The organism is Pseudomonas sp. X4, assembly GCF_040784925.1.
Lineage (GTDB): Bacteria > Pseudomonadota > Gammaproteobacteria > Pseudomonadales > Pseudomonadaceae > Aquipseudomonas > Aquipseudomonas putida_Z.
This window is the reverse complement of sequence record NZ_CP160798.1, coordinates 4,477,579-4,500,518: the sequence shown is the minus strand read 5'-3', so window position 1 is coordinate 4,500,518 and position 22,940 is coordinate 4,477,579. Positions and strand designations below refer to the sequence as shown.

The window sequence follows — 22,940 nt, the reverse complement described above, 5'->3', positions numbered from 1 at the left end:
GGTGGGCGGGCGCAGGCCGGTATCCGCGCGCGCGCCTGCGTGCACGGTGCGCCTTTGCGTGTTTTCCACCGGGATCCATTCATTCCTGCAGTAGTGGAACGACATGTCCCGTATCTTCAAGCTTCACCCTCTGGCGGCCTGCCTGGCCGTATCCCTGCCGGCCCTGGCCGATGACCTCGACCGACAGCCACTGGCCCTGCCCTCCACGGCCATCACCGACACCCAAGGCAGCCACGCCATCGACCTGGCCACCCCGACCCAGGCGGGCTCGCGCCTGGGCCTCAGCGCCCTGGAGACACCGGCCAGCACCAGCAGCATCAGCGCCGAGCAGATTCAGCAGCGCAACAACCTCACCGTGCAGGACGCGGTGACCCGCTCACCGGGCATCAGCTACATCGGCTCCCCGGGCGACGGCGGCACGGGCCTGTCCGCCCGCGGCTTTACCGGGCACAACTCGGTGATGACCCTGTTCGACGGCGCACGCCTGTACACCGGTGCCGGCACCCAGACGTTCCCGGTCGACCCGTGGATGGTCGAGCGCATCGATGTGATTCGTGGCCCGGCCTCGGTGCTGTATGGCGAAGGCGCCACCGGTGCGGTAGTCAACGTGATCCCGAAAAAGCCGTTTGCCGGCGAGATACGCAACCACCTGCGCCTGGGCTACGGTTCGTGGGACCGCCAGCAGCTCGGCCTGGACAGCGGCGGCAGCCTCGGCGAGCGCCTGAGCTACCGCCTGGCCCTGAACCAGCAAACCGGTAACGGTTGGGTCGACCGCACCCCGTCACGCAGCCTGGCGCTGAGCGCCGCGCTGCGCTTCGATGCCAGCGACGACCTCAGCTTCACCCTCGCCCACGACCGCGGCGATGCGCAGCCTGCCAACTACTACGGCACCCCGCTGATCGACGGCCACTACCGCAGCAGCCCGCGCAAGAAGAACTACAACGTGCAGGACGATGTGCAGCACTACGTCGATGAATGGACCCGCCTGAACACCGACTGGACGTTGAGCGACCACCTCAGCGCCAGCAACCAGCTGTACTACATCAAGAGCCGCCGTCACTGGCGCAATGCCGAGGAGTACAGCTGGAATGCCGGGCGCCAGCAGCTGCTGCGCGGCAGCTACCTGCAGATCAAGCACAACCAGGAACAGTTCGGCGATCGCCAGGCCTTCACCCTCGACCACACGCTGTTCGGCCTGGCCAGCAAGACCGTGGTCGGCGCCGAGTACAACAAGGTCCGCTTCAACGTCGACAGCAACGCGCCCTACAACGATGTGGGCGGTGACTACGTCGACCCTTGGCAGCCACAACCGGGTTGGTTCCACAGCGCCTCGCCGCTGCGCCCGCAAACCCTGTCCACCACCCACACCTTTGCCCTGTTCGCCGAAAACCGCCTGCAGTTGAGCGATCGCCTGTCCCTGGTCACCGGCGTGCGCCGCGACCAGAACCACATCGTCCAGGAGAAACTGACCACCGACAGCCGCAGCGACCGCAGCCTGCAAGGCGGAAACTGGCGTGCCGGGCTGGTGTTTGCGGTCAGCGACGACCTGTCGCTGTATGGCCAGTACTCCACCAGCGAGGACGGGGTCGACAACCTCATCAGCCTCAGCGCCAACCAGATGCACTACGACCTGACCGAGGCCAGGCAGACCGAGGTGGGCCTGAAGCAGCGCTTCTGGGAGGGGCGTGGCGAATGGACATTGGCGGCCTACCACATCGTCAAGAAGAAGCTGCTGGTGGATGACCCGGTCACCCACGAGAAGCAGCAGGCTGGCCAGCAGACGTCCGACGGCCTGGAGGCAACCCTGGAACTGGCGCTGGCGCACCAGTGGCAGGTGTCGGCCAACGCGGCGATCGTGCGCGCCAGGTATGACGACTTCGACGAAATGGTCGGCGGCGCGGCGCAGGACCGTGCGGGCAATCGCCCGGCCAATGTCCCGCGGCGTACCGCCAACCTGTGGCTGAGCAAAGGCTTCGGCCAGCGGCTGGAGGCCGGCATTGGCGCGCGCTATGTGGACGAACGATATGCCAATACCGCCAACACCCAGAGCACCCCCGGCTACACCGTGGTCGATGCCGACATCGGCTGGCAGGTGTTGCCGGATGTGCGGCTAGGGTTGCAGTTGAACAACCTGTTCGACCGTGAGTATGTGCAGTCGGCGTTCAGTGGCCAGCAGTGGCTGATGGGGATGCCACGGTCGTACTTTGCGACGGTGGATTACAGCTTCTGACCTGAACTGCCTGCACCGGCCTCTTCGCGGGTAAACCCGCTCCCACAGGGATATCACAGAATTCGAATACGGTGAGGTACCTGTGGGAGCGGGTTTACCCGCGAAGAGGCCGGCACAGGTAGCACAAAAACATCTACCGCCCCGTCACAATTTAGTTATAAGATAACGTTTCAGTTGACATCCATTCCTATCAGCGACCTCCCATGACAAGCGCCAGCGCCACCCCCACCCTGCTCAACCAGCGCCTGCAGAGCATCGATGCCCTGCGCGGCCTGGTGATCCTGTTCATGCTCCTGGACCATGTCCGCGAAACCTTCTTCCTGCACCGCCAGGTCAGCGACCCGATGGCCATCGATACCACCGAGCCTTCGCTGTTCTTCAGCCGTACCCTGGCCCACCTGTGCGCGCCGGTGTTCGTCATGCTGACCGGCCTGTCGGCCTGGCTGTACGGCGAGAAACACCAGGGCCGCGGCGATGTCTCGGCGTTCCTGTTCAAGCGCGGGCTGTTCCTGGTGGCGCTGGAATTCACCCTGGTCAACTTCGCCTGGACTTTCCAGCTGCCGCCCAGCGTCATCTACCTGCAGGTGATCTGGGCGATCGGCGTGAGCATGATCGCCCTGTCGCTGCTGGTCTGGCTGCCACGTGCCGCCCTGATCGCCCTGGGCGCAATCATCATCGCTGGCCACAATCTGCTCGATGGCCTGCACTTCGGCGCCGAATCCGCCCTGCATGTGCCATGGGCGATCCTGCATGACCGGGGTTGGCTGGAGTTCTCCGAAAACCTGCGCCTGCGCACCTCCTACCCGGTGCTGCCGTGGATCGGTGTCATCGCCCTGGGCTACGGCCTGGGCCCGTGGTTCGCCCGTGGCAGCGCGGCCGGCCAACGCCAGCATCGCCTGCTGCTGGCCGGGCTGATCGCGCTGCTGGGCTTTGTCGTGTTGCGCCTGGTCAACGGCTACGGCGAGGCGCCGTGGAGCGCTTACCCGACCGTCACGCAAACCCTGATGAGCTTCTTCAACATCACCAAGTACCCGCCGTCGCTGCTGTTCCTGGCCCTGACCCTGGGCTGTGGCCTGCTGTTGCTGCGCGCCTTCGAACGCGCCGGCCAGGCCCGCTGGATCAGTGCCCTGGCGGTGTTCGGCGCGGCACCGATGTTCTTCTACCTGCTGCACCTGTATGTGCTGAAGCTGCTGTACCTGGCCAGCGTGGCGCTGTTTGGCCGCAACCATGGCGACTACTTCGGCTTCGACGGCATCGCCGCGGTGTGGCTGGGGGCAGTGCTGCTGGCGGTTTCGCTGTACCTGCCGGTGCGCTGGTTCGCCCGCCTGAAGGCGCGGCGGCGCGACATCACCTGGCTGAAGTACTTCTGAAAAGCGTTTTCACCCGGCGGCACGATGGTCTACCATGCCGGCCGCCGGTTTCCACCACGGAATCAATAGGGAATCCCAGGCCCGCCAATTCGGGCCAAACGGAACTGCCCCCGCAACTGTAGGTGCCGAGCCTGCTCCATCGATGCCACTGGGCCACGAACCCGGGAAGGCCGGAGCCAGGCCATGACGCACCAGTCAGGAGACCTGCCGGCCTACATTCACCAACCGGCGGGGTGTCCGGGATTGGCCATCAGTGTTGCCCCTGCCGCCAGCGGGGGCTCGGCGATGCCTGTCCGTGCGTTCCTCACCCGAACTGTCCGATAGGAGATCGCCCAGCATGCTGCCCCGTTTTGCCACCCTGCTCGCCGGCCTCGGCCTCGGCCTCACCGGCCTGGCCCAGGCTGCTGCCACCCATTACCCGCTGACGGTCGACAACTGCGGCAAGCCGCAAACCTTCGCCCAGGCGCCGCAACGCACGGTCACCATTGGCCAGGCCGGTACCGAGATGCTCTACGCGCTGGGGCTGGGCGACAAACTGGCGGCCACCTCGCTGTGGTTCAACAACGTGCTGCCCGAGTACCAGGCGCAGAACGCCAAGGTGCCGCGCCTGGCCGACAACGAGCCCAGCTTCGAGGCGGTAGTGGGCAAGCGCCCGCAACTGGTGACGGTGCAGTTCGAATGGATGGTCGGTGCCCAGGGCGTGGTCGGCACCCGCGAGCAGTTCGATGAACTGGGCATCCCCACCTACCTGCTGCCGTCGGACTGCGAAGGCAAGGACAACCTGGTGGGCGCCGATGGCACCCGCCTGCAGGCGTTCCAGGTCGACACTATCTACAAGAGCGTCAGCCAGCTGGCGGCAATCTTCGACGTGCAGGACCGTGGCACGGCCCTGAATGCCGAACTCAAAGGCCGATTGGACAGTGCCAAGGCGCAACTGGCCGACAAGGACCTGTCCGCCACCTCGGCGCTGTTCTGGTTCTCCAGCGCCGACTTGCACATCGACCCCTACGTGGCAGGCCGCCAGGGGGTCGCCGACTTCATGCTGCGCACCCTTGGCGTGCGCAACGTGGTCGAGTCCAGCGAAGAGTGGCCGACCGTAGGCTGGGAAACCCTGGCCAAGGCCAACCCCACCTGGCTGATCATTGCCCGCATGGACCGCCGCCGCTACCCCGCCGACGACTACCAGAAGAAGCTGGCATTCCTGCGTAGCGACCCGGTAACGCGCAACATGGACGCGGTGAAGCACGGTCGCATCATCATCCTCGACGCCGATGCCATGCAGGCCGGCATTCGCTTGTTCACCGGCCTGCAGACGCTGGCCGCCGCCTTCGCCAGCGGCAAAGCAGCCCAGTGATGATGCGCCTGTTACCCTGCATCGGCGTTGCCCTGGCCGCCCTGTTGACGGCCCTGCTGGCCGGCACCGCCATCGGCGAAACCAACCTGTCGCCCGGCGTGGTCGGCCAGGTGCTGGCCAACCACCTGTGGCAGGCCGGCTACCCGGTCGACCCGATCGACGCCGGCATCGTCTGGAACTACCGCCTGCCCCGCACCCTGGTTGCTGCGGCCTGCGGCGCCGGCCTGGCCACCTGCGGCGTGATCCTCCAGGCACTGTTGCGCAACCCGTTGGCCGAGCCTTACCTGCTGGGGCTGTCTGCCGGCGCCTCGACCGGTGCGGTGCTGGTGGGCTTGCTGGGCTTCGGCAGCCTGGCGCTGAGCATGTCCGGCGGCGCCTTCATCGGCGCCCTGGCAGCGTTCGCCCTGGTACTGGTGCTGGCCCGGGCAGCCGGCCCCAGCAGCAACAATGCCCAGGTGATCCTTGCCGGGATCGCCGGCTCGCAACTGTTCAACGCCCTTACCGCCTTCCTCATCACCATGTCGGCCACCGCCGAACAGGCACGCGGCATCCTGTTCTGGCTGCTGGGCAACCTCAGTGGCGTACGTTGGCCTTCGGTGTGGCTGGCCGTGCCAGTTGTACTGTTCGGGCTGTTGGTGTGCCTGTGGCATCGCCGTGCCTTGGATGCCTTCACCTTCGGTGCCGACTCGGCGGCGTCGCTGGGCATCCCGGTGCGGCGTACCCAGTTGCTGCTGATCAGCTGCGCGGCGCTGGTGACCGCCGTGATGGTGTCCATCGTCGGTGCCATCGGTTTTGTCGGGCTGGTGATCCCCCATGCCCTGCGCCTGCTGCTCGGCCCCGGGCACAGCCGCCTGCTGCCCGCCAGCGCACTGGGCGGGGCACTGTTCCTGATCGCCGCCGACATTCTGTCGCGCACCTTGATCCCGGGCCAGGTGATCCCCGTTGGCGTGGTCACCGCGCTGCTCGGCGCACCGGTCTTCGCGCTGATCCTGGTCAGCCGCCGGGGGCGCCCATGACGGTCATGACGGCGCTACAGCTGGCCCCCTTGAGTTGCCAGAACCTGGGGCTGCAACTGGCCGGCAACACCGTGCTCAGCGATATCGAGCTGAGCGTTGTCGCCGGTGAAACCCTGGGCATCGTCGGCCCCAACGGCTCCGGCAAATCCTCGCTGCTGAAGGTGCTGGCCGGGCTGCGCAAGCCAGGCAACGGCAGCGTGCAACTGCTGGGCGAACCGCTGGCCCGGTTGCCCCGACGCTGTGTCGCCCAGGCCTTGGCGCTGGTCGAACAACAGGCCGACACCCTCGATGCGATCAGCGTGTTCGATGCCGTTGCCCTGGGCCGCACCCCCTGGCTGTCGGCGCTGGCGCCGTTCTCCCGGGAGGACCGCACGATCGTCGAGCAGGCCCTGGCCGACCTCGACGCCCTGCACCTGCGTACCCGCCTGTGGGGGTCGTTGTCCGGTGGCGAGCGCCAGCGCGTGCACATCGCCCGTGCCCTGGCACAGCGGCCGCAGGTGCTGCTGCTGGACGAGCCGACCAACCACCTGGATATCCAGCACCAGCTGAGCCTGTTGCAACAGGTGCAGGCCCTGCCGGTGACCACCCTGGTGGCCCTGCACGACCTCAACCAGGCGCTCACCTGCGACCGCGTCGCGGTGCTCGACAAGGGCCGCCTGGTCGCCCTCGGCAAACCGCTCGAGGTGCTTACACCCGAGCGCCTGCTGAACACCTTCGGCGTGCACGCCCATTACCTCATCGACCCCTTCGACGGCGCGCACATCCTGCGTTTTCGCGCCCCCTGAACAGGAAGTTCTGCCCATGCCGCGCCCTGCCGTTTTGCTGCTCGCCAGCGCCCTGCTCGCGCCCCCTGCGCTGGCCGATTCCGCCCAGTCGCAAAGCAACGGTTTTTTCGAGGATGGCCGCTGGAGCCTGCTCAACCGCAGCGTATTCGACCAGCGCGACTACAAGCATGGCGGGCGCAACAGTGCCGGGCGCAACGCCTACAAGCCGCGCGATGAACGTAGCGGCAAGGCCGAGGAATGGGCCTATGGCCTGATGGGCACTTTCCGGTCCGGTTTCACCCAGGGGCTGATTGGTGTCGGGGTCGACGCCCACGCCTACCTGGGCGTGCAACTCGACAGCGGCGGCGGGCGCGTGGGCAAAGCACGCTTGCTCGGGGTGGATAACGAGGGGCACCCGAAGAACGAATACAGCCGTGCCGGCGCGGCACTGAAACTGCGCATGTCCGATACCGTGCTGTCCTACGGTGAGCAACGGGTCAAAACCCCGGTGTTCAGTTCCTCCGACAGCCGCCTGCTACCCGAGACCGCGACCGGGTTCTTCCTTGACAGCACCGAGTTCGAGCACCTCAGGCTGGTGGCCGGGCACTTCAACGAAAACGCCGACCGCAATGCTTCCAGCCACGACCAGGGCTTCGTGGTGAACTACTCCAATGGCCGTCAGGGCAACAGCTTCGATTTGGCCGGCGTGGTGTGGAACCCCGGCGCCGCCTTCAGCGGCAGCCTGTACACCTCACGCTACCAGGACAGCTGGAACCAGCATTACCTGGGCAGCACCCTCAGCCATACCCTGGATGAGCGACGCAGCCTCACCCTCGACCTCAACCTGTACCGCACCACCGATACCGGCAAGGCGCTGTCCGGGCGCATCGACAACACCACCTGGAGCCTGGTCTCGCGTTACGACCACGGGCCGCACGGTTTCAGCCTGGGCTGGCAGCAGGTGGACGGCAACACGCCATTCGACTACGTGACGCGAGGGGCGATCTTCATTGCCAACGCGGTGCAGATGTCGGACTTCAACGCGCCGAACGAGAAATCGTGGCAGGCGCGCTATGACCTGAACATGGGCGCCTACGGCGTACCGGGGTTGAACCTGACGGCGTTGTACGTGCGCGGGTTCGATATCGACGGCAGCCATGTCGACCCTGCGGGCGGGTATGCGTACCTGGGGTATGGCAAGGGGGGCAAGCATTGGGAGCGCGACCTGGAGGCACGGTATGTAGTGCAGAGCGGCAAGGCCAAGGGCACCGCGTTTTCGCTGCGGCATAACGTGCATCGGGGCAATACGGCGCAGGCGGAGCTGGATGGGGACCAGATACGGTTGGCGGTGGAATGGCCGTTGGGGGGTGGGTTCTGATGTTTCGCGTGACCTGAAAAATCCTGGGGCCGCTGCGCGCCCCTTTCGCGACACAAGGCCGCTCCCACAGGTGCAATGCACCTTCAGAAACCTGTGAGGGTCTTGTGGGAGCGGCCTTGTGTCGCGATGGGCCGCACAGCGGCCCCCAAAATCCATCAGGCAACCACAACTGCCGTATAATCGGCAGCACTCACTGCCCAACCAGGCCACGCCATGCCTCGCCTCCAGAAGTTGCTGCTGCCCCTGCTGCTGACTGCAGCCCTCACCGCCTGCGACCAGAAACCCTCCCGTGAAGAACAGATCCTGGCCCAGCTGCCGCTGCAGGATGCCTACACGCACAACATCGAGCGCATGGCCGCGCTGCTCGGCCGCACGCACCCGCAGCTGCCGCAGGCGACCATCCAGGGCGTGCTGCGCAAGCACCTGACCGTCGAGGACCAGCGCCAGGACCTGTTCCGCCTGTACAGCGAAAAGAACTTCAGCGATGCCGAGTTCGCCACCATCGTCGAGGCCACCCAAGACCCGGCCAAGGCCCGCGCCCTGGAAGACACCGAGGCCGGCAAGCGCCTGAGCGAGAAGCTCACCGCCCTGATGCGCGAATCGGCCCGCGACGCGAAGGTGCAGGCCCTGGCCGAGCAGCGCATGCAACAGGTGGAAGACGAACTGGACGCGCTGGAAAAGGCAGGCTCCTGAACGCGGTTCCCCACTGCGCTCATAAGGCGTAACGTTGTTCCCATTTCGTAGCTGTTTTCGATCACCCGAGGTCAGGATTGCCACACGCCAAGCACGGACTGCGCCTGGATCTACGCACACTCATTCTGGTGCTTTGCGCCCTTACCGCCGTGGTCATGCTGTGCGCCAGCTACTTCGCCAGCTACCGGGTGCAACGCCAACTGCTGATCGACCATGCCCTGGAAGCCAACCGGGTGTATGCGATGAAGCTGGCAAGCATCACCGAGACCTTTATCGACAACGCCTTGCAGCAGCTGTCGTTCAGCGCTGGCGTGCAAGGCCGCCAGCTAGGTGACGCCGTCGCCCTGCAGGTGGAGGCCGAGCGTGTCCTGAGCCAGAGCATGGCCTTCAATTCCACCTTCGTGATCGATGCCAACGGGGTGCTGTTGGCGATTTCCCCCGCCCCTTTGCGGCACCTGGTCGGCAGCCACATGCATTCGCCCGGTGTCCAGGAGGCGCTGCAGGCGCGCCGCCCATTGGTGTCGACGCCCTACATATCGGCGGCCAAAAACCTGGTGGTGGCGCTGTCGCAACCCATTTTCGACAGCAATGGCCGCTACCTGGGGTATGTCGGCGGCAGCCTGTACCTGCGTGAACGCAACATCCTCAACAGCCTGCTGGGGGAGCATTTCTACAAGGATGGTTCCTACCTGTACGTGGTCGACCGCAACCGCCGTCTGCTGTACCACCCCGATAGCCAGCGCGTGGGGACGGTGGTTGAAGGCAATGAATTGATCGATCAGCTGGCGAGCCTGGGCAGTGGTACCCGGCAACTGACCAACAGCCTCGGCGTGGAAATGCTCGCCGGATACGCCACCGTGCCCAGCGCCGGTTGGGGCGTGGTGGCGCAGCAGCCGCTGACCCAGACAGTGACGCCGCTTAGCCACCTGATCCTCAACGTGGTCGGCACCTCCGCACCGTTGGCGCTGGTGGGCAGCGTGCTGCTGTGGTGGCTGGCCATGACCATCGCCCGGCCGCTGTGGCAGCTGGCCGCCGGCGCCCGCTCGATGGACCGGGCCGGCACTGCCGAGCGCCTGCATCGGGTACCGGCCTGGTACTTCGAGGCGGCCGAGCTGAAGCGCGCGCTGCTGTTTGGGCTGAACCTGCTGCATGAACGCATCGGCCGGCTCAACCGCGACGCCCAGACCGACCCGCTGACCGGCCTGGGCAACCGCCGCAGCCTGGAGTTCAACCTGTCGTTGCTGGAAGCCGAGGGCCGGGCATTTGCGGCCATCGTGCTGGATGTCGACCATTTCAAGCGGGTAAACGACCGCCACGGGCACGAGGTGGGTGACCAGGTACTGCGCCGGCTGGCGGAACTGATGCGCCGCTGTTGCCGCGAGGGTGACCTGCTGTGCCGCACCGGCGGCGAGGAGTTTTTGATGCTGTTGCCGGGGGCTAGCCTGGACGTTGCGGCAGTGGTGGCCGAACGGCTGCGGGTGACGGTGCAGGATACGCCAGTGGAGCCGGTGGGGGCGGTGACGGTGTCGCTGGGGGTGGCGCATTGGGATGGCGAGACCGAGAGCGAACCGGGGGATGCGTTGAGCGAGGCTGACCGGGCGCTTTACCGGGCCAAGCAGGAGGGGCGCAATCGGGTGGTTGTTGCCTGAACGCCCTTGCTTGCCTGTTCCGGCCTCTTCGCGGGTAAACCCGCTCCCACAGGTACCCCGCAGCCCTCAAGGGCGGTGCATAACCTGTGGGAGCGGGTTTGAACTGGCCTAATGATCCCGGACACCTCTTAAGGGCGATATGATTCGCCCACTCAGGAGGTTCCATGCAAGAACGAAAGACCTATACCCGCGAGTTCAAGCAACGTGCTGCCAGCATGGTTCTTGACGACAACTGTTCGGTTCCCGACGTCTGCGCATCGATGGATGTCGGTCCAACGGCTCTGCGCCGCTGGGTGGATCAGGTTCGTAAAGAGCGCCAGAAAGGCCAGCCCGTGGCTGGCACCAAGGCGATCAGCGATGAGCAGCGCGAGCTCCAGCAACTACGCGCCAAAATCAAACGTCTGGAGACCGAGGCCGAAATCTTAAAAAAGGCTACGGCTCTCTTGATGTCGGATCCCGATCGTTTTTCTTGATCGAGGAACTGAGGGAGTCTGGGGCGTATCCGACCAGCTTGCTTTGTAGCGCGCTGAACGTATCCCGCAGCGCGTTTTATGACTGGCTTCATCGCCGTTCAACGCCGAATACCAAACGTGACACGCTCAGAGCAAAAGTCGTGCAATTGCACGCTGAAAGCCGGGGAAGCGTTGGTGCGAGGATGCTCTCTGAGCACTTGAAGGCTCAGCAGCTCAAAGTAGGACGGTATCTGGCCGGAAAACTCATGCAGGAGGCAAATCTGGCCAGCAGGCAGCGCCGCCGGCATCAGTACCGCTCCAGAGGCGTCGAAGCCTTTGTGGCCAGGAATCTGCTCGAACGTAACTTCGAGCCGACTGCAATCAATCAGGTCTGGTGCGGCGACGTTACCAGCTTGATGGTCGGGAAGCGCTGGTACCACCTGGCAGTAGTGATTGACCTGTTCGCCCGGCGGATCGTTGGTTGGGCGTTTTCTCTCATCAATGATGCTAACTTGGTTAGCAGGGCGCTGAGGATGGCAGTGGGGGTTCGAGGCAAGCATGCAGGCTTGATGTTTCATTCAGATCAAGGCTGCCAATACACTAGCCAGCGCTTCCAGTCCGAGCTGCTTGAGCATGGGATAACCCAAAGCATGAGTCGCAGGGGGCAATGCTGGGACAATGCGCCAACAGAGCGCTTCTTCGGGACGCTCAAGTCAGAGTGGGTACCCTCTCAGGGCTACAAGGAGATTGAAGAAGCCAGGAGGGACATGACCAGCTTCTTCATGCGCTACAACCGAATCAGGCTCCATAGCTACAACAACTATCTGTCGCCAATAGCTATGGAGCAGCAGGCGGCTTGATCACCGTAATCGGTGTCCGGCAAAACTTGACCAGAACAGTTCACCTGCGAAAGGGCCGGAACAGACACTACACAGCTCAAGGCAAACCGATTGCCACATGACGAAATGAACTTGGCAGGCTGTAACATTCCTTGTCATAAAACTGTCTTGTTCCAGTCATAGGATTGACCCCAACCTGACATTTTCACTTCATGGATGAGCGTCTAATGCGTCGTGTGGTTTTCAATCAGAAAGGTGGCGTCGGAAAGTCCAGCATCGCCTGCAACCTTGCCGCCGCCAGTGCCGCCGAAGGCTACCGGACCTTGCTGGTCGACCTCGACCCGCAGGCCAATGCCACCTACTACCTGACCGGCCTGGTCAATGACGCCATTCCTTCCGGCATCGCCGATTTCTTCCGCCAGACCTTGTCGCCAGTCACCGCTGCCGGCAAGAAGCACCGGGTGGCGATCACCGAAACCCGCTACAGCAACCTGCACCTGGTGACCGCCAGCCCCGACCTCAGCGACCTGCAAGGCAAGCTGGAGAGCAAGTTCAAGATCAACAAGCTGCGCAAGCTGCTGGTGGAACTGGGCGAGGACTACGAGCGGATCTACATCGACACCCCGCCGGCGCTCAACTTCTATACCTTCAGCGCGCTGGTGGCGGCCGAGCGGCTGTTGATCCCGTTCGACTGCGACAGCTTTTCGCGCCAGGCCCTGCACTGCGTCATGGCCGAGGTCGAAGAACTGCGCCAGGACCACAACCCGGCGTTGCAGGTGGAAGGTGTGGTGGTCAACCAGTTCGCCGGGCGCACCGCGCTGCACCAGACCCTGGTCGAGCAATTGCGTGGTGAAGGCATGCCGGTGCTGCCGGTGTACCTGAGCAGTTCGATCAAGATGCGTGAATCGCACCAGGCCTCGGTGCCGCTGGTGCACCTGGCGCCGCGGCATAAACTGGCGCTGGAGTTTGTTGATTTGCTGGATGTACTGGAGCGTGCGGCCTGACAGAACCCTGGGGGCGCTTTGCGCCCCTTTCGCGACACAAGGCCGCTCCTACAAGGCATCGCGTCAAATTGCAGCCCCAAAAATATCAAGCCCGAAGCACTACCCGACCGTTCATCCGGATGGTAGATTCGCCGCCATGAAAACCACCCGGCATACCCGCACGCTGACCGCCTGGACGCTCTACGCCAGCGTCCTGTTCAGCCTGGTTCTGTGCGGCCTGCACCATGGCCAGATGGGTGGCCTGCGCCTGGCCGGCCTGGAAGGTGGTTTCTGCTCGATCAACAGCGAACACGGCGTTGCCATCGACCTGGATGGCGCCGGCGGCGACCAGCACATGGCCCAGCTCGACTGCCCGGTGTGCTCCTCGTTCGGCCTGGCCGTGCCGCTCAGCAGCAGCGGCTGGTCGTTCACCCCGGCGCAAGCCGTGGCCACCTCGCCCATCGTGGTGCGCAGCTGGGCGCAACCGCCGCCGCGCTATCAACGCCCCGCCCTCAACCCCCGCGCCTCCCCCGTCGCTTTCCCCGCAGCCGTACTTCATTTCGCCTGACCTCTACCGGGCGCGCCTGACTGCGCGCGCTCGCGGTCAGCCATGACCTTTGCGTGGAAGACACACCAACATGCTTCGCAAAACCTCCCTGGTGCTCCTCATGGGCACCTGCAACCTTGCCTGGGCGGATGCTGCCCCGGTGGAACTGAGCGCCACCACCATCGACGGTGAACGCGACGCCGCCAGCGGCGTGCAACTGGACGAGCCGATCCGCACCGGCTCGCGCCTGGGCCTCACCGCGCGAGAAACGCCGGCCTCGGTCAGTGTCTCGGACCGCCGCCTGATCGAGGAGCGCGGCGCCAAGGACAGCCAGGATGTGATCAACGCCATGACCGGCGTCAACGCCTCGGCCAACCCCGGCTTTGGCGGCTTCGTCGCCTACCGCGGATTCACCCAGAACCAGGTTACCCAGTTGTACAACGGCATCAACCTGGGCTACAGCAGCGCCACCCGGCCAGTAGATGCCTGGGTGCTCGACCGCGTCGAACTGATCGGCGGGCCATCGTCGTTCCTGCATGGCGCGGGCGCGGTGGGCGGCTCGATCAACTACATCACCAAGCTGGCCAGCCGCGATCAGCAGACCATCGACGGCCGTATCCGCCATGGCAGCTTCGACGACAGCGAAGTGGCGTTCGGCATCAACCAGGCACTGGCCAGCAACCCCGCCGATGCCCGCCATTTCATGCGCCTGGACTTCAGCCGCGGGCAGGGCAACGGCTACATCGACCGCAACGAACGGCACACCGACAGCCTGGCCTTCTCGTTGCTGAGCGACCTCACGCCCAACCTCACCCACACCCTGGCCCTGGAGTACCAGGAAGACCGCGAAGACAGCCCTTACTGGGGCTCGCCGATCCTGCCCGGGCGCAGCACGATGAAGATCGACAAAAGCCGCCGCTTCGAAAACTACAACGTCGGCGACGGGCGCTATGAGCAGCGGGTACGCTGGCTACGCTCGATCCTCGACTACCAGCTCAGCGACAGCACCAGCGTGCAGAACACGCTGTACCACTACAACGCCCAGCGCGACTACCGCAACCTCGAACGCTACAGCTACACCGACGATGGCAGGGTACGACGCAGCAGCCCTTACCTGCAGCGCCACGACCAGAACCTGCTGGGCGACCGCATCGAGCTGCGCCACGACAACCAGCTGTTCGGCCTGGCCAGCCAGTGGTCGCTGGGGCTGGATTACTCGCGCATGCGCCAGACCCTCTACCCCACCTCGAGCAGCTGGAGCGATGTGGTCGATGCCGAGCACTTCGACCCCGGCAGCTTCGACGGCATCCCCGGGGTGAATGCCGGCCTGACCAAGCAACGCCGCCACGAGGTGACCAACCGCGCGGTGTTTGCCGAAAACCGCCTGCAACTCACCGAGCGCCTGGCCCTGCTGACCGCCCTGCGCTACGACTACCTCGACATGCAGGTGACCAACTACGGCGCGGTAACGCCAACCTCGCCGGCGTTCTTCGAACGGCGCTGGGAACCGCTTTCCGGGCGTATCGGCCTGACCTACGCGCTGACCCCCTCCGCCAGCGTCTATGCGCAGTACAGTACCTCTGCCGACTTGCCGGCCGGCTCGCTGGCGGCAGCGACCTATTCCAACGTCGGGCTGTTCGACCTGTCCAAGGGCGAGCAGTGGGAAGTGGGCAGCAAGTTCGACTTTCTCGACGGGCGCGGCGCAGCCACGCTGGCGTTGTACCAGATCGTGCGCAAGGACTTTGCCGTGCGCGACTCCAACGACGCCAACCTCACGGTCCAGGCCGGGCAGCAGACCTCACGCGGTGTCGAGTTGTCCGGGCGCCTGCAGGTGACGCCGAAGCTGCTGGCCGAGGCCAACTATGCCTATGTCGATGCGCAGTACGACGCGTTCAACGAGGCGGTCAACGGCGTGTCGGTATCGCGCAAGGGCAACGCACCGGTGAACGTACCGGCCAGCGTCGCCAACCTGTGGCTGACCTACAGCCTGACCCCGGCGTGGTCGGTGGGGGCAGACGGGCGCTACGTGGGCTCGGTGTATGCCGACAACGCCAACAGCCTCAAGGCCCCGGCGTACACCCTGTTCGGCGCGTTCGCCCGCTACCGGCTGGATGAACACACCACGCTCACTGGGCGGGTACGCAACCTGACCGACGAGGTGTATGCCAAGCAGGCCTACAACAGCCAGTACTACATGGGGCCGCCGCGTACCTTCGAGCTGGCGCTGGATATGCGCTTCTGAGCCCATGGCCCTATCGCCGGCAAGCCAGCTCCCACAGGTACTGCACAAGCCTTGAGTGCGGTGCAAATTCTGTGGGAGCTGGCTTGCCGGCGATAGGGCCATCAGGGGCAGCCCATCATGTTCGGTTGAATCAGGTATCCCGAGGTCGCCCTCGACAAAGCGCCTTCCAGCGCCCGGCTATCTACTGGCAAGCACAACAATGATGGCGCGGCCCGACCGCGCCACTTTCATCATGCCTGCCAATGGAACCGGAGAGCACTCGCATGCCCGCACCTCACGAGGTATCCCCCGCCACCCTGCGCCGGGTGATCGCCGCCTCGGCCATCGGCAATTTCGTCGAATGGTTCGACTTCGCCGTCTACGGCTTTCTCGCTACCCTGATCGCCAGCCAGTTCTTCGCCAGCGAAGACGCCAGCGTGGCCTTGCTCAAGACCTTTGCGGTATTCGCCGTGGCGTTCGCCCTGCGCCCGCTGGGCGGCATCGTGTTCGGCGCGCTGGGTGACCGCCTGGGGCGCAAGCGCATCCTGTCGCTGACCATCCTGCTGATGGCCGGCTCCACGACCCTCATCGGCCTGCTGCCGACCTACGCCAGCATCGGCCTGGCAGCCCCCGCGCTGCTGACCCTGGCGCGCTGCCTGCAGGGCTTTTCCGCCGGTGGCGAGTATGCCGGGGCCTGCGCCTACCTGATGGAGCATGCGCCCAACGACAAGCGCGCCTTCTATGGCAGCTTCGTACCGGTGTCGACCTTTTCCGCCTTTGCCTGCGCGGCAGTGATTGCCTATGGCCTGGAAGCCAGCCTGTCGGCCGAGGCGATGAATGCCTGGGGCTGGCGCATCCCGTTCTTGATCGCCGCGCCGCTGGGGCTGGTCGGCCTGTACCTGCGCTGGCGCATGGAAGAAACCCCGGCGTTCCGCGAAGCCATCGCCCAGGGCAAGGAGCATGAACATTCGCCGCTCAAGGAAACCCTGCGCAACCATGGCCGAGCGATCCGCAACCTGGGGGCCTTCATCTCGCTGACCGCGCTGTCGTTCTACATGTTCACCACCTACTTCGCCACCTACCTGCAACTGGTCGGCAACCTGACCCGCGCGCAATCGCTGCTGGTAACCACCGTGGCCTTGCTGTTCGCCGCGGTCGGCTGCCCGCTGGCCGGGGCGTTCTCGGACCGCGTCGGGCGGCGCAAGACCATCGGCTTTACCTGCCTGTGGGTGATGCTGTGCGTGTTCCCGGCGTACTGGCTGGCCAGTTCCGGCTCGATGTCCGGTGCGCTGCTGGGGGTGATCCTGCTGGCGGTGGGGGCGTTGTGCAGTGGCGTGGTCACGGCGGCATTGCTGTCGGAAAGCTTCCCTACCCGCACCCGCTATACCGCTTCGGCAATTACCTACAACGTGGCCTATACGCTGTTTGGCGGTACCGCACCGCTGGTGGCGACCTGGCTGATCGGGCAGACCGGCAGCAGCCTGGCACCGGCGTTCTACCTGGTGGTGATTGCACTGGTGGCGTTGGTGGGTGGGTTGGCGTTGCCGGAGACTTCGCGGATTTCGCTGCATGATGAGGCTAGGGGCGACGGTGCAAGGACTGGGGCTCGTCGTACTGTTTGAGAATTTGGGGCCGCTTTGCGGCCCATCGCCGGCAAGCCAGCTCCCACCTCGACCGCATCACCCTCAAGCCATGTGCAATCCCTGTGGGAGCTGGCTTGCCGGCGATGGGCTGCACAGCAGCCCCCTACTTCTCAGTTTTCCTGCACCTCTTCCCGCCGATACGCCCACTGATACAACGCAGGCAACACCAGCAAGGTCAGTGCGGTGGACGACAGAATCCCGCCAATCACCACGGTCGCCAGCGGCCTCTGCACCTCGGCCCCGGTCCCGGTAGCCAAGGCCATCGGGATGAACCCCAGCGACGCCACCAGTGCCGTCATCAGCACCGGCCGCAAGCGCGTCAGCGCGCCCTCCTCGACCGCTGCCCGCAGCGTGCGCCCTTCCTCCCGCAGGCCACGGATAAAGGCGATCATCACCAGCCCGTTGAGCACCGCCACCCCCGACAAGGCAATGAACCCCACGCCAGCGGAAATGGACAACGGAATGTCCCGCAACCACAGCGCCAGCACCCCGCCGGTAAGGGCGAACGGGATGCCGGTGAACACCAGCAGGCCATCCCTGAGGTTGTTGAACATCATCAGCAACAGCGCCATGACCAGCAGCAAGGCCACCGGCACCACCACCTGCAGGCGCTCGGCCGCCGACTGCAGCTGCTCGAACTGGCCGCCCCAGCGGGTCCAGTAACCCGGCGGTATCTGCACCTGCTCGATCAGCGTCTGCTCGGCCTCCTCGACGAACGAACCCAGGTCGCGCCCGCGCACGTTGGCACTGACCACCACCACCCGCTTGCCGTCCTCGCGGCTGACCTGGTTCGGCCCCAGCTGCAGGTTCAGCGTGGCTACCTGCGACAGCGGGATGAAGCCGATTTGCCCGGCACCCGCAGCCGTATTGGCCGGCACCGGAATCAGCAGGCTGCCCAGCCCGTCGACATCGGTGCGCAGGGTTTCCGACAGGCGCACCACCATGTCGAAACGGCGGTCACCTTCGTACAACGTGCCGGCCGTGCGGCCACCCACGGCAATGGCAATGGCGTCCTGCACATCACCCACGTTAAGGCCATGGCGGGCCGCCTTGTCGCGGTCGATATCGATGGTCAGCACCGGCAGGCCGGTAGTCTGTTCGACCTTTACCTCGGACGCGCCCGGCACGCCTTGCAGGCTGCTGGCGATCTGCGCGGCTGTGCGGTTGAGCACGTCCATGTCATCACCGAACAGCTTCACCGCCACATCGCTGCGCACCCCGGAAATCAGCTCGTTGAAGCGCAGCTGGATCGGCTGCGACAGCTCATAGTTGCTGCCCGGCACGCTGGCGGCGGCACGTTGTACCTCGGCGATCAGCTCATCACGCGGCTTGCCCGGGTCGCCCCATTGCTCACGCGGACGCAGCATCACATAGGCGTCGGAAATGTTCGGCGGCATCGGGTCGGAGGCGATCTCGGCGGTGCCGGTGCGGGCGAACACCCGCTGCACTTCCGGCACCTGGGCGATGATCGCCTGTTCCAGGCGCTGCTGCATGTCGACCGACTGCGACAGGCTGGTACCCGGCACCCGCAGGGCCTGCAGGGCGAAGTCGCCTTCGCTGAGGCTGGGGATGAACTCGCTGCCCATGCGGCTGGCCATAACCCCGGACAACAACACCAGGGTAGCGGCGCCAGCGAACGCCAGCTTGCGCCGGCCCAGCACCCAGGCCAGCACCGGGGCATAGCGCTGACGCGCCGTGCGCATTACCAGGCCTTCCTCTTCCTTGACCTTGCCGGTGACGAACAGGGCAATGGCCGCCGGCACGAAGGTAACCGAGAGGATCATGGCACCAAGCAGGGCGATGACCACTGTAAAGGCCATAGGGTGGAACATCTTGCCCTCCACCCCGGTCAGGGCAAAGATCGGCAGGTACACCACCATGATGATCAGCTGGCCATAGATCAGCGGCCGACGCGCCTCACGGGCGGCAGCGAACACTTCATGGAAGCGCTCGGTGCGGGTCAGCATGCGGCCATGGCGTTGCTGGGCGTGGGCCAGGCGGCGGATGGCGTTCTCCACGATCACCACCGCGCCGTCGACGATGATGCCGAAGTCCAATGCGCCCAGGCTCATCAGGTTGGCGCTGACCTTGTTGCTGAACATGCCGGTGAAGGTGAACAGCATCGACAACGGAATGACCATGGCAGTGATTAGCGCAGCGCGGATGTTGCCCAGGAACAGGAACAACACAGCGATGACCAGAATGGCACCTTCGACCAGGTTCTTCTTCACCGTGGCGATGGCCTTTTCCACCAGGTTGGTGCGGTCGTACACCGTCACCGCGACCACGCCCTTGGGCAGGTTGCGGTTGATCTCGACCAGCTTGGCGGCGACCGCCTGGGACACCGTGCGGCTGTTCTCGCCAATCAGCATGAACACCGTGCCCAGCACCACTTCCCGGCCGTTTTCGGTGGCCGCGCCCGAGCGCAGCTCTTCGCCCAGGCCGACCTGGGCAACATGGCTGACGCGGATTGGCGTGCCATCGACACTGGAAATGACGATGTTGGCGATGTCCTCGGCCGACGCCACCTGGCCTGGCGCGCGAATCAGCAACTGCTCGCCATTGCGTTCGATGTAACCGGCGCCGACGTTGGCGTTGTTGCGCTCCAGCGCCGCGATCAGGTCGTTGAGGGTGAGTTTGTAGGCCGCCAGGCGCTTGGGCTCCGGCGCAATCAGGTACTGCTTGGCATGGCCGCCGATGCTGTTGACCTCGGCCACCCCGGGCACGTTGCGCAACTGCGGCTTGATGATCCAGTCCTGGATCACCCGCAAGTCGGTCGGGGTGTAGGGCGTGCCGTCTTCCTTCAGCGCGCCCTGCTCGGCTTCCACCGTCCACAGGAAGATTTCACCCAGCCCGGTGGAAATCGGCCCCATGCCCGCTTCGATGCCGTCGGGCAACTGCTCACGCGCCACTTGCAGGCGCTCGTTGACCAGTTGGCGGGCGAAGAACAGGTCGGTGCCGTCGTCGAAAATGACCGTGACCTGCGACAGACCCGAGCGCGACAGCGAGCGGGTCTGCTTGAGCCCGGGCAGGCCGGCCATGGCGGTCTCGATGGCGAAGGTGATGCGCTGCTCGGTCTCCAGCGGCGAATAGCCGGGTGCAGCGGTATTGATCTGCACCTGGACGTTGGTGATGTCCGGTACAGCGTCGATCGGCAGTTTCTGGTAGCTGTGGATACCCACCGCGGCCATCAGGACCACGGCCAGCATCACCACCAGGCGCTGCTCGATGGCGAATTGGATCAGGCGTTCGAACATGCAGACGTCCCCGTGATCAATGGCTGTGCTCGGCCGAGCCTTTGCCCAGCTCGGACTTGAGGACAAAGCTGCCGGCAGCGGCCACCTGGGTTCCGGCGGCAAGGCCGGTGGTGATTTCCACCTGGCCGGCGTCGCGGCGGCCGGTCTTCACCGGGCGGGCCTCGAAGCCTTCCGCGGTACGGGCAAACACCACGGTCTGCTCCTCCCAGGTTTGCAGTGCGCTTTGCGGTACCACGACAGCGGCGTTGAAGCGTTCGACGCTGACCGCGACATTGACGAACAGCCCGGGGCGCCAGGCGCCGTTGGGGTTGGCCAGCGTGGCGCGGACAGTGGCGGCACGGTTCTGCTCGCCGAGCAGGCTGCCGACGTAGTTGACCTTGCCCTCGACCTGGGCGCCCAGGTCCGGCGCGCTGATCGTCACATTGCGGCCGGTGGTCACCTTGTCCAGGTCGCGCGGGGCGACGGCGAAGGTGGCCCAGACCCGGCTCAGGTCAGACAGGGTGAAGGCATTGCTGGTCTCATCGACCACCTCGCCCACGGTCAGGTGCTTTTCCACCACCACTGCATCGAACGGCGCGCGCAGCTCATAGCGGTTGCCGGCGCCGGCCGGGCCCACGGCGGCGACCTTCTGCCGGGCGTTGGCCAAGGCAATCTCGGCTTCCTGCAACGCCTGGCGGGCCTGCAAGTAATCCTGCTCGGCACTGATGCGTTCCTGCCACAGCTGCTGTTCGCGCTGGAAGGTCAGGCGCGCCAGTTCCAGGCGGCGCTGGGCAGCCTGTTGTTCGCTGCGCAGGTCGGAAATCTGCTGGCTGGCAATTACCGCCAGCACCTGACCACGCTTTACCGCCTGGCCCAGCTCGGCTTGCACCGACTCGACCACACCGGGCACGCGTGGCACGACGTGGGCGGTGCGGTCCTCGTCGAAGCGGATTTCACCCGGGAAGCTGATGGCGGTGCCCAGTTCACGAGGGCCGGCATCGGCCAGTTGCACACCGGCAGCTTCGATCTGGGCGATGGACAGGTGCAGCTTGCCCTCTTCTTCTTCGTGGCCTTCGCCGGCCTGTTCCTCGCCGTGGCCGTGGCTGTCTTCGCCGTGGTCGTCGTGCCGGGCTTCAGTGCTCGACGCCTTGCCGAGGTTGCCGGTCCAGGCCAGGCCACCGAGGCCAAGCGCAGCAATGGCGGCAGTCAGAAGGGCTATCTTGCGTGGATTAGTCATTGTTGCTCCTGCTGTTAAATTTGTTGCTCAGCCCATCGAGGTCGCCATAGATCCGCTCGACCTGCGCCCGCGCGTCGGTTGCCGAGGCCAGCGCCTCGAGGTACAGCCCGCGCGCCTCGATCAGCGTGCGCTGGGCGTCGAGCACATCGAGAAAGGCGAACTTGCCCATTTCGAAACCGCGTGTGGCGGTGTCCACGGCCTGCTGGGCAGAAGGCAGGATGGTGCGGTCATAGGCCTGCACTTCCTGCATGGCCGTGGTCCACTGGCTGACGGCACTGCGGGTTTCACTGCGCAGGCGCAGCTCCACGGCGTTGCGCAGGTCACGCGCCTGGTCGGCACGGCGGGCCGCGGCCAGCACGTTGCCCTGGTTACGGTCGAACAGCGGCAAGGGCATCGACAGGCCCACCACATTGACCCGCTCGCGGTCTTCGCGGCTGTACTGGCTGCCAAGGCTGACGGTGAGGTTGGGAATGCGCAGGGCCTTTTCCGAACCCAGGGACGCTTCGCCGCGCTCGACCTGGGCGGCGGCCAGGCGCCATTCAGCCGTTTGCTCGACCTGGTCGAGCAGGGCGTCGGCGCTGGGCGCATCACCGGGGGACAGGTTGGCGGCCTGCAACTGGTCGAAGCTTGCCAGCGGGCTGCCGGTCAACCGTGCCAGGGCCTGGTAAGCCACACTGCGCTGGGTTTGCGCACGGCGCACTTCAGCCTGGGCCTGGGCCAACTGCACCTGGGCCCGGGTGGCCTCCACGGGCGATGACTGGCCAGCGGTCACCCGCCCCTGCACCACTCGCAGCCCACGCTCGGTCAACGCCTGCGATTGCTGCGCCAGCTCCAGCGCGGTCTGCGCGCGCAGGGCCGCGTGAAACGCCTGCACCACATCGGCGCGCAGGCCGTTGCGCTGGCGCTCCAGGTCCAGCTGGGCAATGGCCTGGCCGGCACCGGCCACGGCGATGCGTGCACCGCGCTTGCCGCCCAGCTCCAGCGGTTGGCTGAGGGTGACAGTGGTGGTGCTGGTGTCACGGCGAGTGTCCTCGACCTCCCAGGACAGCTCCGGGTTGGGGATCAGCCCGGCCTGGCGCCGCTCGCCATCGGCGATACCGATTTCCCGGCCGGCCGCGGCCAGCTCCGGGTTCTGGGCAAAGGCGGCGTCAAGCGCCTGTGGCAGGCTCAGGCTCTGGCTGGCCTGGGCGCTGGCGGCAACAGCCAGCAACAGGCAGAGCAAGGCGGTCTTGCGGGGGATGGGCACGAAACAGGTCCTCGTCAGCGAGCTTTGGCGAGGGACTGTAGAAAGCCGCGCTTATCGGGGCGGTGGCGGGAAAATTACAATT

At 65.4% G+C, this 22,940-nt stretch carries 17 protein-coding genes and 1 riboswitch; of the genes, 14 read left to right on the top strand and 3 right to left on the bottom strand.

From position 1 onward, the window contains the following. Window positions 1-103 precede the first annotated feature (103 nt). The 14 genes from ABX298_RS20120 (at window position 104) to ABX298_RS20055 (ending at window position 17,118) form a co-directional block, all read left to right on the top strand. Window positions 104-2,230 (top strand): TonB-dependent receptor, encoded by a 2,127-nt coding sequence (locus ABX298_RS20120; RefSeq protein ID WP_367393529.1) that lies wholly within the window; start codon window positions 104-106, stop codon window positions 2,228-2,230. A 203-nt stretch (window positions 2,231-2,433) separates the two neighbouring features. Next, entirely contained in the window at window positions 2,434-3,600 is a 1,167-nt protein-coding gene (locus ABX298_RS20115) for a DUF1624 domain-containing protein (protein WP_317409529.1), read from the top strand. 28 nt (window positions 3,601-3,628) lie between these two features. Beyond that, a riboswitch (cobalamin riboswitch) is annotated at window positions 3,629-3,827 on the top strand. A 110-nt stretch (window positions 3,828-3,937) separates the two neighbouring features. Further along, a complete protein-coding gene (locus ABX298_RS20110) occupies window positions 3,938-4,954 on the top strand; it encodes an ABC transporter substrate-binding protein (RefSeq protein WP_367393528.1) in 1,017 nt (338 codons plus the stop codon). Next, window positions 4,954-5,970, top strand: a complete 1,017-nt coding sequence (locus ABX298_RS20105) for an iron ABC transporter permease (protein WP_286101429.1) — start codon at window positions 4,954-4,956, stop codon at window positions 5,968-5,970. The genes ABX298_RS20110 and ABX298_RS20105 overlap by 1 nt, the downstream gene beginning before the upstream one ends. After that, window positions 5,967-6,755 carry an ABC transporter ATP-binding protein gene (locus ABX298_RS20100; protein WP_075044665.1) on the top strand — a complete coding sequence of 263 codons (789 nt, stop codon included), beginning with the start codon at window positions 5,967-5,969 and terminating at the stop codon, window positions 6,753-6,755. The genes ABX298_RS20105 and ABX298_RS20100 overlap by 4 nt, the downstream gene beginning before the upstream one ends. Window positions 6,756-6,771: 16 nt before the next feature. Next, window positions 6,772-8,112: an OprD family porin gene (locus tag ABX298_RS20095; protein WP_367393527.1), complete on the top strand. Its 1,341-nt coding sequence runs from the start codon at window positions 6,772-6,774 to the stop codon at window positions 8,110-8,112. 213 nt (window positions 8,113-8,325) lie between these two features. Continuing rightward, window positions 8,326-8,805 (top strand): hypothetical protein, encoded by a 480-nt coding sequence (locus ABX298_RS20090; RefSeq protein WP_085663195.1) that lies wholly within the window; start codon window positions 8,326-8,328, stop codon window positions 8,803-8,805. A gap of 77 nt (window positions 8,806-8,882) precedes the next feature. Then, a complete protein-coding gene (locus tag ABX298_RS20085; protein WP_367393526.1) occupies window positions 8,883-10,454 on the top strand; it encodes a diguanylate cyclase in 1,572 nt (523 codons plus the stop codon). Between the two features lie 164 nt (window positions 10,455-10,618). Then, on the top strand, window positions 10,619-10,927 hold the full coding sequence (locus ABX298_RS20080; protein WP_004376391.1) for a transposase: 309 nt from the start codon (window positions 10,619-10,621) through the stop codon (window positions 10,925-10,927). After that, complete coding sequence (locus ABX298_RS20075) at window positions 10,924-11,766, top strand: IS3 family transposase (protein ID WP_044288731.1); 843 nt, start codon at window positions 10,924-10,926, stop codon at window positions 11,764-11,766. Before ABX298_RS20080 ends, ABX298_RS20075 begins: the two co-directional genes overlap by 4 nt. A 206-nt stretch (window positions 11,767-11,972) precedes the next feature. Continuing rightward, complete coding sequence (locus ABX298_RS20070) at window positions 11,973-12,749, top strand: ParA family protein (protein ID WP_025338510.1); 777 nt, start codon at window positions 11,973-11,975, stop codon at window positions 12,747-12,749. A gap of 136 nt (window positions 12,750-12,885) precedes the next feature. Then, window positions 12,886-13,296, top strand: a complete 411-nt coding sequence (locus ABX298_RS20065; RefSeq protein WP_085592246.1) for a DUF2946 family protein — start codon at window positions 12,886-12,888, stop codon at window positions 13,294-13,296. A gap of 70 nt (window positions 13,297-13,366) precedes the next feature. Continuing rightward, entirely contained in the window at window positions 13,367-15,517 is a 2,151-nt protein-coding gene (locus ABX298_RS20060; RefSeq protein WP_367393525.1) for a TonB-dependent receptor, read from the top strand. Window positions 15,518-15,780: 263 nt separating this feature from the next. Continuing rightward, window positions 15,781-17,118, top strand: coding sequence for an MFS transporter (locus ABX298_RS20055; protein WP_075044658.1), 1,338 nt, complete (start codon window positions 15,781-15,783; stop codon window positions 17,116-17,118). Between the two features lie 131 nt (window positions 17,119-17,249). Here ABX298_RS20055 and ABX298_RS20050 read toward each other — a convergent pair whose 3' ends face one another. The 3 genes from ABX298_RS20050 to ABX298_RS20040 are packed head-to-tail and all read right to left on the bottom strand — an operon-like array spanning window position 17,250 to window position 22,858. Next, window positions 17,250-20,396: an efflux RND transporter permease subunit gene (locus ABX298_RS20050; protein ID WP_075044657.1), complete on the bottom strand. Its 3,147-nt coding sequence runs from the start codon at window positions 20,394-20,396 to the stop codon at window positions 17,250-17,252. A gap of 16 nt (window positions 20,397-20,412) precedes the next feature. After that, window positions 20,413-21,612, bottom strand: a complete 1,200-nt coding sequence (locus ABX298_RS20045; protein ID WP_075044656.1) for an efflux RND transporter periplasmic adaptor subunit — start codon at window positions 21,610-21,612, stop codon at window positions 20,413-20,415. Continuing rightward, window positions 21,605-22,858, bottom strand: a complete 1,254-nt coding sequence (locus tag ABX298_RS20040; protein ID WP_084785137.1) for a TolC family protein — start codon at window positions 22,856-22,858, stop codon at window positions 21,605-21,607. The genes ABX298_RS20045 and ABX298_RS20040 overlap by 8 nt, the downstream gene beginning before the upstream one ends. Window positions 22,859-22,940 lie beyond the last annotated feature (82 nt).

Excerpts from the sequence above, each read along its gene's own strand:
- ABX298_RS20120 (WP_367393529.1), top strand. The coding sequence starts at position 104 with ATGTCCCGTATCTTCAAGCTTCACCCTCTGGCGGCCTGCCTGGCCGTA.
- ABX298_RS20115 (WP_317409529.1), top strand. The coding sequence starts at position 2,434 with ATGACAAGCGCCAGCGCCACCCCCACCCTGCTCAACCAGCGCCTGCAG.
- ABX298_RS20110 (WP_367393528.1), top strand. The coding sequence starts at position 3,938 with ATGCTGCCCCGTTTTGCCACCCTGCTCGCCGGCCTCGGCCTCGGCCTC.
- ABX298_RS20105 (WP_286101429.1), top strand. The coding sequence starts at position 4,954 with ATGATGCGCCTGTTACCCTGCATCGGCGTTGCCCTGGCCGCCCTGTTG.
- ABX298_RS20100 (WP_075044665.1), top strand. The coding sequence starts at position 5,967 with ATGACGGTCATGACGGCGCTACAGCTGGCCCCCTTGAGTTGCCAGAAC.
- ABX298_RS20095 (WP_367393527.1), top strand. The coding sequence starts at position 6,772 with ATGCCGCGCCCTGCCGTTTTGCTGCTCGCCAGCGCCCTGCTCGCGCCC.
- ABX298_RS20090 (WP_085663195.1), top strand. The coding sequence starts at position 8,326 with ATGCCTCGCCTCCAGAAGTTGCTGCTGCCCCTGCTGCTGACTGCAGCC.
- ABX298_RS20080 (WP_004376391.1), top strand. The coding sequence starts at position 10,619 with ATGCAAGAACGAAAGACCTATACCCGCGAGTTCAAGCAACGTGCTGCC.
- ABX298_RS20070 (WP_025338510.1), top strand. The coding sequence starts at position 11,973 with ATGCGTCGTGTGGTTTTCAATCAGAAAGGTGGCGTCGGAAAGTCCAGC.
- ABX298_RS20065 (WP_085592246.1), top strand. The coding sequence starts at position 12,886 with ATGAAAACCACCCGGCATACCCGCACGCTGACCGCCTGGACGCTCTAC.
- ABX298_RS20060 (WP_367393525.1), top strand. The coding sequence starts at position 13,367 with ATGCTTCGCAAAACCTCCCTGGTGCTCCTCATGGGCACCTGCAACCTT.
- ABX298_RS20055 (WP_075044658.1), top strand. The coding sequence starts at position 15,781 with ATGCCCGCACCTCACGAGGTATCCCCCGCCACCCTGCGCCGGGTGATC.
- ABX298_RS20050 (WP_075044657.1), bottom strand. The coding sequence starts at position 20,396 with ATGTTCGAACGCCTGATCCAATTCGCCATCGAGCAGCGCCTGGTGGTG.
- ABX298_RS20045 (WP_075044656.1), bottom strand. The coding sequence starts at position 21,612 with ATGACTAATCCACGCAAGATAGCCCTTCTGACTGCCGCCATTGCTGCG.